Consider the following 13788-nt stretch of genomic DNA (forward strand, 5'->3'; position numbering starts at 1 on the left):
CCTTATAGCTCAAATAATTATAATGCAAGCGCTTATTCTTATTACGCATTGATAATATTTCATAAAAAAAATTCTCAGGCTATCACCTAAGAATTTTATGCTTAAAATGTTTTGTATTAGCGAGATGTTTCTTTCTCAACCCACTTATCAACTTCTTCTTTTTCCCATATCCCTTCCTCAAACTGTTTCTTTAATTCAGGGTGTTGATTGATATCAAAAGTCGGTATTTTGCCGGCAACTAACTGCTGGTTATAATCTTTAGCAAGTTTGAAAGCGATACCCGATAATAAAAGGATCGCAATTAGATTAGTTATCGCCATTAAGCCCATCGATAAGTCTGCGAGTTTCCAAATAAATGGCATTTCAGCGAGCGCACCAAACATCACCATACCCAACGCAGCTAAACGGAAAATAAATAACCCAGCTGTATGATTATTCTCGAGAAAAATCATATTACTTTCGGCATAAGCATAATTAGCAATGATTGATGTAAATGCAAAAAAGAAGATAGCAATTGCAATGAACGTACTTCCCCAGCTACCGACAGCAGAAGAAAGAGCAAGCTGTGTCAATTCAATCCCATTAATGTTATCCATTCCACTTTCTAGAACGCCAGATGATAAAATAATAATGGCGGTCGCACTGCAAATAACGATGGTGTCCATAAATACACCAAGCATCTGTACATACCCTTGTGACGCAGGATGTGGTGGATAAGGTGCCGCAGATGCCGCTGCATTTGGTGCAGACCCCATCCCAGCTTCGTTAGAGAATAACCCCCGTTGAATTCCTTGTGTCATTGCCTGGGCAACACCATAACCGACAGCCCCACCCGCAGCCTCTTGCAGACCAAATGCATTTCGAATTATCAGCATAAAAACTTCAGGTAATCGTTCAATATGGTGCCCAACAACCCAAAAAGCTAATAACAAATAAGCTAACGCCATAACTGGAACAACTAATTCAGCAACTTTCGCAATGGATTTCAATCCACCAAAAATAATAACTCCGCTTAATAAAACTAAGCCAATGCCAACATAAATTGGATTGAAATCAAAGGCGACTGCGGTTGCTTGAGCAATAGAATTAGCTTGTACTGCATTAAATACTAAACCAAAGGCAATAATCAGGAAAATGGAAAATAATACGCCCATCCAGCGTTGGTTTAAGCCTTTCTGCATATAATATGAAGGCCCACCTCGATAGTTTCCTTTATCATCTTTGGTTTTGTATAACTGTGCGAGAGTACACTCAATAAAAGACGTAGCCATTCCGAGTACAGCGACGACCCACATCCAAAAAATAGCGCCTGGCCCACCTGCTGTTAGCGCAATTGCAACTCCGGTTAAATTTCCTGTGCCGACCCTAGCGGCTAAACTTGTACATAATGCCTGAAAAGATGAGATACCCGCACTATCGGACTGTTTACTATTTTTTAAGACACTAAACATATGACCAAAATGCCTAATTTGAATAAACCCTGATCGAAGAGTAAAATACAGGCCGGCACCCAGTAATAAATAAATAAGTAAAGAACCCCAAATAAAATTAGTTAATGAGTTTATAAATTCTATCAAATTACACTCCTTTTTTATTAGAACGATTAATAAATAGTTAATCGAAAATCAAAACCTCACATTTAAAATATAACTCCAGAAAAAGGAGTTCAGCTTACAAAAGCCAAATCATCTTAATATGATTATCAGAAATTATATTTTTTTATCTTTAATGTAAATTGATTTTCGCTTGAACAATCATTAACTACATTACGTTTTAATAAAAACAAGTTAGACATTTACAAAAAAATACATGTAACATATTGAAAAATCTAAGCATGATAAAATCATTTATTATTTAACAAAAAACCAATCAAATGATTGAATTATAGTATTTATTTTAATCAAATAGTCACTTAAACAAATAAAAGCCTATTATTTATTTCACATCGTCAATTTTAATTAGCTTATCCTCTAACTAAAACATTTTTCATATTAACTTTATTTAACTCATTTGCTATTTGGAATATTGACTCAATGAATAACGTTAATTCACAACGCCGAAATCAATCAAATTGCAATCATCATAATTAGATTATTGCTTATGCTTTCACTTAACAATAAACTGAGCTTAATTAAATTTATAAACAAGAGGTTAACGCATGGAAATTAATATTAAGTTATCTGATGACCCACTTTCTCAGCTCCCTGAAAAATCATATGAATCCTTCATTGCAGAACTGAAAGCTCGCGTTTTAGAAGTCTACCCTGGTAGTTATCTATTGATTACTCATGATAATGGCCCAACAACCTTTCAAACTAAAGGCTTTCATGATGATAACGAAGCACATATTGTTTTACATGAACTTGTCGAAGATGTATTAAAACATGGTCATTGGTTAAAACAATAAGCTCTCTGTGAGGTTATGAATAGAACCAGCAGTGGTCTGCATGATCGCTAGCTGGTTGTTTTAACTCTCCTATATTTCAATAACGCTCTTCCAATATTTATCCAAACTCTGATCAAGATCATACTTAATCTTAACTTTCACCAAAATAAGTGGAAATCGCTTTACCTCACACCGTTATATGGTAATGTATATAACGCAATTTTCATTTACATTGCTTTTGCTAATTATAGCGGCCAGTATTTATACTGGCTCTTTTTTATGAAATCATGCTAAAACCCATTCGACATCCCCCGTTTTAGGTCTAATCTGCTATAGTATTTCTCTAATACCAGATAGAGTTATTATTCATTGTGTGCAAAATAGAGGTATGACTATGAAGCGTTTATTACTGGCTTTTTGCCTGGCCCCAGCCCTTGTTATGGCTGATAATGCCCCATTAAATATTAGTGAGATAGCCAACGATTATTGTGAAATCACAGGTCAAGCACTAAGTGAAGCATACAGCACTGACAAAACTAGCAGTGAATTAACCCAAGAAACCATTGCTAAACTGAAAAGTGAAAATGTCGATCTCAAGCAATTAGCCACTGTTGAGTCAGACCTCCGCAAAAATCTAACTTCAGCGATTGATACCGTACGTAGCAATAAATCTAAATTTGCTAATGAAGCTGACTTCAATAAATCATTAAATGATTCTGTTTCAGCTTGTAAAATTCAAACTGAACTTCTTTTGAATAAATCTTAATCATTTAATTTTTCTAGGAAACAAAAAAGCGCTCAACTTTTACTTTGAGCGCTTTTTTATCAATTAGCTTGTTTTTTAACACACAACTGTTCAATAGAAAATTGTAACTCCGGTGTTTCACTAATAATCAGCTGCCCATGTTCAGAAAAACCCCCTTCCTTAACAATCACATTCGCAACAAATGGCAGAGCGTCGTCTTGGGAAGATAAATGGTATAAGCCACAAACTCGATAACTCTCCCCTTCCTTAAACTCATTTTTTTGTACTATTTCAACATCACTAAACTCAACTGCTGATGAGTTGCCGAATTTCTTTTCCACCAAGCTTTGTGCTTCATTTTTAACATCTGAATCACCAATACTCGTATAAGAATGGTATGCAAATACTCCTAAAGCCAATAGCAGTACAATCAGTAATTTTGTTTTTATACGCTTCAACGCATCACCCTTTCTACTTTATGATAAATCGAACTAGTATAAATGGATTATATCAGTTTGAATAAACAATTTGAGCTTTTGGCTCTACTATTTGATATTCCCTCTAACCAATTGCTATTTTCTCATAAAAATCGAACTTTAATATTGAAAATTTTTCTAAAACATTCCTATCACTATTGATTCAATTTATATCTATTAACTTAACATTAATAAAAAAAACATTTTTTATTTTGTTAGCTAGTTTTATACTAACCTCTATACTGTTAGACTAATTTAATCTATTTTTATGAAAGAAAAGATCGTTAAAAATCTCGTTAACTTAACTCATGGCAATAACAATGATGTTAAAATAGCTGCAATAAATGCATTAGGTGATTATATTTGTTCAATTGAACAAGAAGCCGCCATCGATAGACTGTTAGTATTATGTGATGATTATAATAAAGATATTGCCGTTGCATCAATTATATCAATCAGCAAACTCGCTAAGTTTTTCAATGAAAAACAATAAAACAAAACCAACAGAGAATTATAATTTAACCTCACTCTCATTTCATTAACAAACTATTTTCATTGTGAAGAAACAATGAATATAAAGTGACTGAATTATGGTTTATTCATTTAGATAAGTAAATGTAATTGAATTACATAATTAGAATGGCAGAATGATAATTAATAAATATTCTAAAGGAGATATCACATGAATATATTAAAGCCATTAATTCTTAGTGCAAGTTTAATCGCTATCAGTTTTTCAACATTTGCTTACCCAGGGGATGGGAATGGTTCATGGCACCGTGGTGGGTACCAAAATCAACACCAATATAATGATAGACCTTGTGATAATTATCGTCACTCTAATTATGCAAATCGTCACCGTGGTATGATGCAGTATTCAACATCAATTCAAACAGCTCAGCCAGATGAAACACTGAAAAAAATTGCTGCAGATGCTCCTAAAGGAGAAAATGGTAAACAATATATGGTTAAAGTTGCAGTTGTAGAAATTACGCCTAATACCCCTGTACAAGGTCAGTAATTTTTACCAAGGGTAGAATAACACTACCCTTGGTATTATTTTATATTCCGATTGGCTGGTAACCTTGCCACTGAGGAATAAAGTGATTTCCATTTTTATTTTCAGTTAGATGTATATAAAAATCACCAACTTGTTGTAGTAATAAGCAATCATCCACATCTTTCAAATTATCTTTATGTTGTTGCTGACTATTTGTTAATAGCGCCTGAAGTGCTTTTTGTTTAGCCTCATGTGCAGTTTTAGCAACGAATAAATCAAACTCGTGTAATTCCGCAAGGTTGCTTGGAATATATCCACCTACATTAACAAAATAAAGGCGATATTCACTTGTTGAGGGTTCTTTTCGTAATTCTATTTCAAACCCATCTGCCCAATTAATCACTGCATAGCCATCAATATGGAGCTTGTCTTTATCACCAAACCAATTTTCTCTTAATGTCGGCCAAGCATCTGTAGGTTGCTCTGCTGCCACAAACTGAACATCATGCACTTCAATATTAGACTTACCTGCGTTACCACCCACATAAAACATGTATAGCTTCATTATTGTTCCTATTATAGCCAAATAATCATCATATAAATTATTATATAACGAATTTAATTCATAGCACAATTACTTATTATTCTAGTCACTCCCGAGTTAAAAAATTTTATCTTTTAATATCAATTAAATAGATAAGGTTGAATTTCCTATGCAATGATTTGAAATAGTTAACCCAAACAATAAAGTGAATAAAAAGTCATTTTATCTATATAATTATTTACTTTGAGATAATTATGAGTAATCTAATACATTCAAAAATAATAATTTCAGGGAATAACTATGGATCGTCGTTCATTTCTTAAATCCAGCTCATTAGTGGCTGGTGGGCTTGCGCTTAATTCATTGTTTAATCATGCGGTTGCACAAAATAGTAACATTGTCTTACCGAGTGAAAAACACCCATTACTATTGAATTTCAATGAAAACTCATTAGGGATGTCCGAAAAGGCTAAAGAAGCTATCATTAAGGCATTACCTAATGCATTCCGCTACCCTGATGATGCTCGTGCTGAATTACAGAAGAATATTGGTGAGCTCTACAGTTTATCCGATGAGAACATTAGTATAGGCAATGGTTCATCTGAAACCATTCAAGCCACTGTCGCGATGTTGGCAAATAAAGCGAAGAAACGGGGTATCAATATTCAGCTCGTCACACCTGACCCAACATTCAATTATGCAGAGCTATACTCCCTACCATTAGGGGTGACGATAACGAAAATTCCTTTAAAAACCGATTTATCATTTGACTTAGCAAAAATGGAACAAGCCGCTAATGACTTTGATGGTTTATCAATGGTCTATATTTGTAACCCAAATAATCCGACGGCAATGATCACGCCTTATAGCCAGCTTGATAAGTGGCTGAGTAAAGACTCTGACAACACATTTTTTATCGTTGATGAAGCTTACGCTGAGTTTGTTGAAGACCCGAACTTTACAAGTGCTATTGAATTAGTCAAAAAAGGTCAAAACAACCTGATTGTCACACGTACCTTCTCTAAAATTTTTGCCTTAGCAGGCTTAAGAGTCGGCTATGGGGTCGCAACTCCCGAAATTATTGCTGCTGTAGATACGTTTTTATCTATTGATAATACTAATACAGCAGGTGCGGTTGCTGCGATTGCATCACTAAAGGATAAATCATTTATTCAATACAGCCTAAAATCCAACGATATATCGAGAAAAATCGTAGAAAAAGCATTAAACAAAATCGGGCTGGAATATGCTCCATCACAGGCTAATTTTATTTTCCATAAAGTTAAAGGGGACGTAAAAACCTATCAACAACGTATGGCTGATGCTCATGTCATGGTAGGTCGTGAATTTCCACCAGCGGTTGGCTGGAATAGATTAACGCTAGGAACCCCCGAGGAAATGCAGCAATTTGTTGTAATACTGAAACAATTCCATGAAAAAGGATGGGTATAAACTAAGTCAAATCCAAAAAGAGCAGCTCAAACTGCTCTTTTTGTTAAAATGGCCCCTTAAATATAAAAAAGGCCCCCGCAAAAATGAGAATAAAACCTATTAAATGATTAATGGTAAAACTTTCACCTAAATACAACACCGAAAAAAGAACAAAAACACAGAGTGTTATCACCTCTTGCATTGTTTTTAATTCAGCTGCACTGTAGTACTGATGCCCTAACCGATTAGCTGGCACCGCAAAACAGTATTCAACCAATGCAATTAACCAGCTAAAGAAAATAACAACATACAGTGGCTTTGTTGTAAATTTTAAATGTCCATACCAAGCAAACATCATAAATACATTTGAAATAACAAGTAAAAATACTGGATAAAATTTAGTTAACATACTGATTCAATAGACAAAGAATAAATAACCGATATTATGGGGTTAGAAGTAACACATTACAATGTGCTCCCACAAATCCCGCTACTCTTCATATCATAAATTTAAACGTATTTAGCAATCATTACGAGGGAATAATGAATATTAAATATGAATTAATGACACAATCAGATTGTCCTGCTGTGGCTCAATTATTGCAATCTAATTCTGAATCCCAACAAGGTGGGTTACTCGGTGAATATCCTCAAGCTAAAGTCAACGCTATGTTTTCAGGGAGTCTAACTACTGTTATAGCCAGAGATGGAAATAAAATTATCGCAGTCGTATTTAGCTTTGATCCTCATTCTTCATCCCTACCCGCTATAGCACATTTGATCATTAAACAGCATACGGAAATTATACAGAATAATTGGTTCTATGGCCCTGTTTGTATTGATAGAAATTATAGAGGAAAAAATATTCTAAAGATCCTTTTTGATAGCGTATGTTCGTATAACCAAGGAAAGCCTATTGCATTTATCAATGCAGATAATCTTAGGTCCCTTTTTGCACATAAGAAGATAGGAATGAGTAATGTCACTAATTTTGAATTTAATGGCACCTCATATCATTTAATGGTAGGAAATTAATTATGTACCAACCGGTACATTTTTATTTCAATTTGCTCATTTTTTGCTACACTGTGACAAATTATTGTATGCAGAAGGTCTTTTTATGACAGATTTCATGAGTGCCAACCAAAAAGCATGGGATAAACAAGCAGAATCGCAACTTGCTTGGTCAACCCCCGTTGATTCCAAAACTATCAATGAAGCTAAAAAAGGAAAGTGGCAGGTTCATCTAACTCCAACTCCTGTTGATGACGCTTGGTTAGGTGATGTAAAAGATAAAAAAATTCTCTGCTTAGCCTCTGCTGGAGGACAACAAGCTCCAGTACTCGCTGCCGCAGGGGCGAATGTGACTGTTTTTGACTTTTCTCAAAAACAGCTTGAGCAAGACAAAATGGTGGCAGAAAGGGATAATTTAACATTAGAGATTGTTCAAGGTGATATGCGCTCATTACACATGTTTGCGAATGAATCATTTGATATAATATTTCACCCTATTTCTAACCTGTATATTCCAGATGTTAACCCGGTCTGGCAAGAATGCTACCGTGTTTTAAAACCAAATGGACGACTGTTATCCAGTTTTTTTAATCCTGTTGTTTTCATTGGAGAACGTGATAAGCGATATGATGAGCAAGGCATAATAAAACCAAGTCATACTATGCCGTACTCCGAGCTATCAACCCTATCAACAGAGCAAATAGCGCAAAAGCAAGCAAGGCGAGAAGCTTTTGTGTTCGGTCACTCATTAACAGATCTTATTGGAGGGCAAATAAAGGTAGGCTTTTATATCACTGGCTTTAAAGAAGACTGGCAACCTAATCCACGATTTGTCGTTGATAATTATCTGCCCACATTCCTAGCAACGATGGCAGTTAAAACAAATTAATATTATTGGTGCTCGTTTTGTTTGTCACTCAACGAGCTATATTAAATTAGCTTCTTTTACAATACCTGTCCCACACAGATTCAAATTGCTCTGCGGGAATAATATCATCTGTTTTTTCTACAAAAGGAATGGATATCATTACCTTGCCAGCTCTATTTTTATGGAGTCTAACGATAAACCTTTTATAGCCATGGGGTAATTCATTTTCAAAACCAAAGACTTCGCCACAATAATAGCCAGTTTCATCCCCCTCTTCACTTTTGGTCAATACATAGTATTGAACATTTTTATAATTTGCAGCTGAGGGGTAAGCAAGAAAATCTTCGACAGAACTTTTCACTCGACCTTCAGTATCTAACTCAGGATCAAGTTTAATTTCAGTCATAATTCCTGCAATATACGCGCAACCAGCAACTAATAATAATACCAAGGTTCTTAATAACATTTTAACTGTACAACTCAATGGAAAACACTGCTTATCATTATAGTTAATACTTAGATTTTTGCGACTATAGCCCATAAGGCTTAAGCTATCAGCTTATCGTGATAGTTTAGTTTTATCATTATTTACAGTTAATTATTTCTCCCTATGTTATTTATTGAGTGAGTTGCCATATATAAACCAATATTGCTGCTGTTATTATCCAAATAACAGTTGCAATACTTAAACTTCCCCAAGCCGTCATTTTCGTTGCTAGCAAATATACCGTTAATAAATACATTGCATAAGGGATGAGTGACCACAGCCCAAACAATGCCGTTTTTCTTAGTGCTTCTGTGCCTTGTTCTTGTACAACGATAACATGTGCAATTAATGCAAATGTAGGAAATAATGGAACTAAACCTGCAATATAGTAAATTTTACTACGCGAAAACAGTGCAATAATCAATACAGCTAAAGCGCCTAAAAGGCATTTAAAGAATAAAGAAAGCATACCGCACTCAAAGCCAAAGTTTTAAAGGTTGACTATTATTATCACAAATAATTCGTAAATTAACTGTATTCTAAGTAGCAATGTACAACAATTATTTCCTCCCATTCTCTCTCGATCAGTAAAACCCCTTAATTACTTTCAATTTTATGAGCTAAGTCAAATTGTTGGATATAAAGTATCCAGAGTTAGTGCCGATACATTCATTTAGTCCCTACGCCTGATGCTTCCGCGTGACTACATATAACTTTTTAGCTATCGGACAGCTTCGATTTGCTCATGGTTAATCATGTTATGTTTAGAAGTCGTACTTAGTATGCGTTCAAACATACTACTCGATGGTATGAAAGGAAATAATCAATGATGTCTGGTAATTTAAAAAAAATTAATTTTAGTTCACCTAAATTCTCTTTTTCTGGTTTTAAAACGACAACTCTAGTCTGGTTTATTTCAGGCCTGCTTATCGTCCTTCTTCTTTCAACCTGTTGGTTTTTCTTTAGTTCTTTAAAGCAATATCAAGAGACATTATCCAAACTCGACACTATTTATAATGAACAAACACAACTGAATAATACGTGGCAATCTTTATTACAAGCACGAAACACATTGAATCGCGCTAGCTCTCGTCATTTATTGGTTATCAATAAGATGAAAACATCAAACACTGACATAGATAGCCTCATCGAGTTTTATCATAAAAAAATAACAGAAACAGGAAACTATTGGGATGCATTCACATCCGCCTCAATCTATAAAAACGGTGATGAATTTGCTGAACTAGAAAAATCATATAAAGCGTTATATGCTGCATTGAATGAACTTTCTGTATTTTTAGTTCAAGGAAAAACATATGACTTTTTAAACCAACCTACTCAAGGGTTTCAAGATACATTTGAGAAAAACTACGTTAATTATCATCAACAGTTAAATAGTAATTATCATGATATTGCTCTTGCAAGTGAGCAATTGTATAAGCAAAGTTTGATTGGCTTAATCGTTACTATCTCAATCGTTATCCTCGTGACTCTATTTATTCGATTTATCCTACAGTTTTTCTTTATTCGCCCACTAAACCAAGTTATTGATGGTATTGAGAAAGTTAGCCATGGCGTTCTATATCATACCTTTGATAACAAAGGTTTATATGAAATTAAATTACTTAAACAGCATGTATCTAATATGCAAAGTAAGCTGATTGATATCGTTAAAAATATCTATGACAACACTCATCATATAAAAGTTGAGCTTGGAGATATCACCCAGATGAATCACGACCTTTCTATTCGAGCAGATCAACAAGCCGCGGCAATTGTCGAAACCGCAGCCAGTGTCGAAGAACTCGATTCATCTTTTAAATTAAATACAGCTCACACCAACCAATCGTGCCAATTGATGTCAGAGACAAGTGTAACCATTGAAAAAAGCAATGAACTTATTTCTGATGTTGTAGAAAATATGGATGATATCGTCGATTTTTCAAAAGAAATCAGTAAAATCACCTCAACCATTGATAATATTGCTTTTCAAACTAATTTATTAGCATTGAATGCCGCTGTAGAAGCTGCCAGAGTGGGTGAACATGGCAAAGGGTTTGCGGTCGTCGCAAATGAAGTGCGCGAATTATCAATTAGTTGTACTCAAGCATCCAAAGAAATCAAGCTATTGATTAATAATTCAAATGATAAGATTAACCACTGTTTCCAATTAGCAGCGGATGCAAATGACAATATCGTTTCAATTGCACAAGACACATCTAATATCAATGAAATGATCCAAAGTGTTGCGCTTGCCTCAAATGAACAAACCCATGGGGTGAGTCAAATACATCTAGCAATCAATGAATTAGATAACACCACTCAAGCGAATGCAGCTATGACTCGTGAGTTGCAATCATCCTTAAAAGCTTTAGAAGCTCAATCAGATCTATTAGAAGATATTATGTCTATTTTTCATACAGAGCCAACCAATCCCCATGAAACAGGTGATGAAATTCAACAAGAAGTAAAGAAGTAAAAAAATTTGCCTAGCAATGTATAAGCTTATATCGCAATTTATTTAGGAGGTTGGCTGTCGATAGTCGCCTCCGACCTTTTTTATAATTTTCTCGTATTCCTCTCATTTCCTCAATTTTTATAATTATATTTTATTGCCATTTAGTAATTTGTTACTGTTTATCTGATACAACAGACTACGATTACTTCTATTAAACATGAGCTCATGATGACAATAAAAATTACTGTTCTTGTAGATAATAATACCCTGATTGATAGTTATTTTTGTGGTGAACCCGGTGTTTGCTACTATATCGAAGCTGATGATAAAAAAATATTATTCGATACAGGTTATTCAGATATATTTATTGATAATGCGAATATTTTACATATTGATCTTGCCGATATTACTGACCTGGTACTTTCTCACGGCCACAATGATCATACATGGGGCTTAGGTCACCTAATTCAACACTTTGACCGCCGTAACATTGAAGCACCTGAAACTAAACACCTGATATACCATCCGGATGCGCTAATTCCCAAAAAATTTCAATCTAAAGTCATCGGGACAAATACATCTAAAGACATTTTAGCTTCTTATTTTCATTGTATAGAAGCGACAAAACCATACTATCTTTCTGAAAAGATGATTTTTTTAGGCCAAATTCCTAGACTCAATAGTTTTGAGGGAAAAGAGCCAATTGGTACTACACTCGACTTCAATCATAATATCATTGATGACTATGTGTTTGATGACTCAGCACTTGCAATTAAAACGTCTGAAGGCCTAATTGTAATAACGGGTTGCTCTCATTCTGGAATTTGTAATATTACTGAATATGCAAAGCATGTAACTGGCATAAATAATATTGTCACTGTCATAGGTGGATTTCATTTACAGCAAGCATCAAAAGAAATTTTGGAAAAAACAGGTAATTACTTTAACCAGCAGGATATAAAATTTATACACCCATGCCACTGTACAGATCTCAACGCAAAAATACATTTGGCAAAATATGCACCAGTACAAGAAGTTGGTACTGGATTACAGTTAATTTACCCAAGTTAATATAAGATAGAATAGAAGTAAGGTAAAACCTTGTTTTAATATAGGTTTTACCCACAATAGTAGTATTCAGTATTGTACAAGCAATAAAGATTTAGGTTCTTGAGCCTAAATCTTCATCAGTATTATTACCTTTAACCATTCTTGTTAATTCTTCGCAACGGGTAATTTTTCCATCTTCTATTTGAAAACAAGCGAATACCTCAAATTCACTTACTGAACCATCTTTTTTAGTGGCTTTTGCCAGATGTTGAGTATGAACACATCCATCCCCCTCTGCGATAGATTTAATAGTAATAACAATCGACTCAGTGGCTTCTTTCAATACCTGCAGATGTGCAATAAATTCATTAAAATCAATTTGTTTTCCATCAACAACTTGAATATATTTATCCGAAAAATACTGTTTAGCCACAGGCAATGAACCAATATTCTCACCCAATACCGCATTTAATGCTTGTATTACCCACTGTGCATTAGTCATCTTTTATCCCTTACATTAAAAAGATTATTTATAGCTGTTATGGGAGTAATATTTTATATTTCAAGTCAAAACCGATTTAATTGTCTTTTTAATTATGTTCCTATACTATACTTCAATAATTTCCCATTTGTCCGTGAGATAATCTATAAAATAATACTCGTTTTTACTCTTATTATGTTTTTGTATTCAGTCAAAACCTTACATTCATCTCGCCAACTTTAGTTTGATTTATGTATTATTCTCAATAAGTTAATCATAAGCATTAGATATCATGTAGTTACACTCACTCGGAATTAGGTTCTAAAAAAAGAAATTAATATTAAAAAACAATTAGTTGCTTAGTAATTTCAAACGCAAGCCTCCCTGTAAAACATTTATTTTAATTTTATGCTTACTCTGATTTGGATTAATCCTTAATCACTGGTATTATCTGATAGCCTATCTAAGCAATAGGCACCTTATAACAATAACTATAAATATACATTTCCATTAGATACCCCTGCTTGCAGGGGCTTTTTTTGCTAAATGATGGCATACCTTAGAAACAACGCCCTTCAATAACCTGTGATATTTTCCTCATTTTGCTACCCACTAGATCTTATTGGATAAATCGGACGATTATTCAACGGAATAGGCATCTATCATGGATACTATAGGTGGTGACGTCTCCATAACTTAAACTTAAGTAATAAATCGTGAGAAATTTATATATTTATTATGATAATTTTAAGAACAATGACAGTTACAATTTTTAACTATTTGTAAAGGAAATAAACATGCAATTAGAGTAAATTAATTAATAATTATAATTTACATAAAAGGTACTT

The 13788-nt window shown here is 34.0% G+C and carries 16 protein-coding genes; 9 read left to right on the top strand and 7 right to left on the bottom strand.

Translation table 11 applies throughout. The features are described 5' to 3' along the window. Nucleotides 1-116 precede the first annotated feature (116 nt). Nucleotides 117-1577: an alanine/glycine:cation symporter family protein gene (locus tag SJ312_RS05630; protein WP_094960470.1), complete on the bottom strand. Its 1461-nt coding sequence runs from the start codon at nucleotides 1575-1577 to the stop codon at nucleotides 117-119. Nucleotides 1578-2158: 581 nt separating this feature from the next. On the opposite strand from SJ312_RS05630, the gene SJ312_RS05635 reads away from it, so the two are divergent. Then, nucleotides 2159-2407 (top strand): DinI-like family protein, encoded by a 249-nt coding sequence (locus SJ312_RS05635; protein ID WP_004253462.1) that lies wholly within the window; start codon nucleotides 2159-2161, stop codon nucleotides 2405-2407. Between the two features lie 373 nt (nucleotides 2408-2780). After that, the gene (locus SJ312_RS05640; RefSeq protein WP_036957640.1) at nucleotides 2781-3152 is read left to right on the top strand and encodes a hypothetical protein; all 372 of its coding nucleotides are present in this window, start codon (nucleotides 2781-2783) and stop codon (nucleotides 3150-3152) included. A 59-nt stretch (nucleotides 3153-3211) separates the two neighbouring features. Here SJ312_RS05640 and SJ312_RS05645 read toward each other — a convergent pair whose 3' ends face one another. Then, complete coding sequence (locus tag SJ312_RS05645; RefSeq protein ID WP_110591808.1) at nucleotides 3212-3589, bottom strand: hypothetical protein; 378 nt, start codon at nucleotides 3587-3589, stop codon at nucleotides 3212-3214. A 286-nt stretch (nucleotides 3590-3875) separates the two neighbouring features. On the opposite strand from SJ312_RS05645, the gene SJ312_RS05650 reads away from it, so the two are divergent. Next, a complete protein-coding gene (locus SJ312_RS05650) occupies nucleotides 3876-4100 on the top strand; it encodes a hypothetical protein (RefSeq protein WP_094960468.1) in 225 nt (74 codons plus the stop codon). Between the two features lie 189 nt (nucleotides 4101-4289). Next, a complete protein-coding gene (locus SJ312_RS05655; RefSeq protein ID WP_004253447.1) occupies nucleotides 4290-4628 on the top strand; it encodes a hypothetical protein in 339 nt (112 codons plus the stop codon). Between the two features lie 40 nt (nucleotides 4629-4668). Here SJ312_RS05655 and SJ312_RS05660 read toward each other — a convergent pair whose 3' ends face one another. Continuing rightward, a complete protein-coding gene (locus SJ312_RS05660; RefSeq protein WP_110591809.1) occupies nucleotides 4669-5172 on the bottom strand; it encodes a DUF1543 domain-containing protein in 504 nt (167 codons plus the stop codon). Nucleotides 5173-5451: 279 nt separating this feature from the next. On the opposite strand from SJ312_RS05660, the gene SJ312_RS05665 reads away from it, so the two are divergent. Next, a complete protein-coding gene (locus tag SJ312_RS05665; protein ID WP_110591810.1) occupies nucleotides 5452-6603 on the top strand; it encodes a pyridoxal phosphate-dependent aminotransferase in 1152 nt (383 codons plus the stop codon). 43 nt (nucleotides 6604-6646) lie between these two features. Here the strand turns inward: SJ312_RS05665 and SJ312_RS05670 are convergent, their stop codons facing one another. Continuing rightward, nucleotides 6647-6991 (bottom strand): DMT family protein, encoded by a 345-nt coding sequence (locus SJ312_RS05670; protein WP_094960466.1) that lies wholly within the window; start codon nucleotides 6989-6991, stop codon nucleotides 6647-6649. A gap of 134 nt (nucleotides 6992-7125) precedes the next feature. Between SJ312_RS05670 and SJ312_RS05675 the strand changes: the two genes are divergently transcribed. Together SJ312_RS05675 and SJ312_RS05680 are read left to right on the top strand one after the other, a co-directional pair. After that, nucleotides 7126-7617 carry an N-acetyltransferase gene (locus SJ312_RS05675; protein ID WP_110591811.1) on the top strand — a complete coding sequence of 164 codons (492 nt, stop codon included), beginning with the start codon at nucleotides 7126-7128 and terminating at the stop codon, nucleotides 7615-7617. An 85-nt stretch (nucleotides 7618-7702) separates the two neighbouring features. After that, a complete protein-coding gene (locus SJ312_RS05680) occupies nucleotides 7703-8485 on the top strand; it encodes a class I SAM-dependent methyltransferase (protein ID WP_110591812.1) in 783 nt (260 codons plus the stop codon). Nucleotides 8486-8531: 46 nt separating this feature from the next. On the opposite strand, the gene SJ312_RS05685 is transcribed toward SJ312_RS05680, so the two are convergent. Together SJ312_RS05685 and SJ312_RS05690 are read right to left on the bottom strand one after the other, a co-directional pair. Beyond that, on the bottom strand, nucleotides 8532-8870 hold the full coding sequence (locus tag SJ312_RS05685; RefSeq protein WP_226616956.1) for a hypothetical protein: 339 nt from the start codon (nucleotides 8868-8870) through the stop codon (nucleotides 8532-8534). Nucleotides 8871-9081: 211 nt separating this feature from the next. Continuing rightward, a complete protein-coding gene (locus tag SJ312_RS05690) occupies nucleotides 9082-9420 on the bottom strand; it encodes a GlpM family protein (RefSeq protein WP_004253427.1) in 339 nt (112 codons plus the stop codon). Nucleotides 9421-9777: 357 nt separating this feature from the next. Here SJ312_RS05690 and SJ312_RS05695 point away from each other — a divergent pair, with 357 nt between their 5' ends. Beyond that, on the top strand, nucleotides 9778-11430 hold the full coding sequence (locus tag SJ312_RS05695; RefSeq protein ID WP_110591813.1) for a methyl-accepting chemotaxis protein: 1653 nt from the start codon (nucleotides 9778-9780) through the stop codon (nucleotides 11428-11430). 207 nt (nucleotides 11431-11637) lie between these two features. Then, on the top strand, nucleotides 11638-12480 hold the full coding sequence (locus tag SJ312_RS05700) for an MBL fold metallo-hydrolase (RefSeq protein ID WP_272574627.1): 843 nt from the start codon (nucleotides 11638-11640) through the stop codon (nucleotides 12478-12480). A gap of 91 nt (nucleotides 12481-12571) precedes the next feature. Here SJ312_RS05700 and SJ312_RS05705 read toward each other — a convergent pair whose 3' ends face one another. After that, complete coding sequence (locus SJ312_RS05705) at nucleotides 12572-12961, bottom strand: nuclear transport factor 2 family protein (protein ID WP_096863880.1); 390 nt, start codon at nucleotides 12959-12961, stop codon at nucleotides 12572-12574. Nucleotides 12962-13788: the final 827 nt, after the last annotated feature.

Source organism: Providencia sp. CIM-Carb-044, from assembly GCF_033901115.1.
Classification (GTDB): domain Bacteria; phylum Pseudomonadota; class Gammaproteobacteria; order Enterobacterales; family Enterobacteriaceae; genus Providencia; species Providencia hangzhouensis.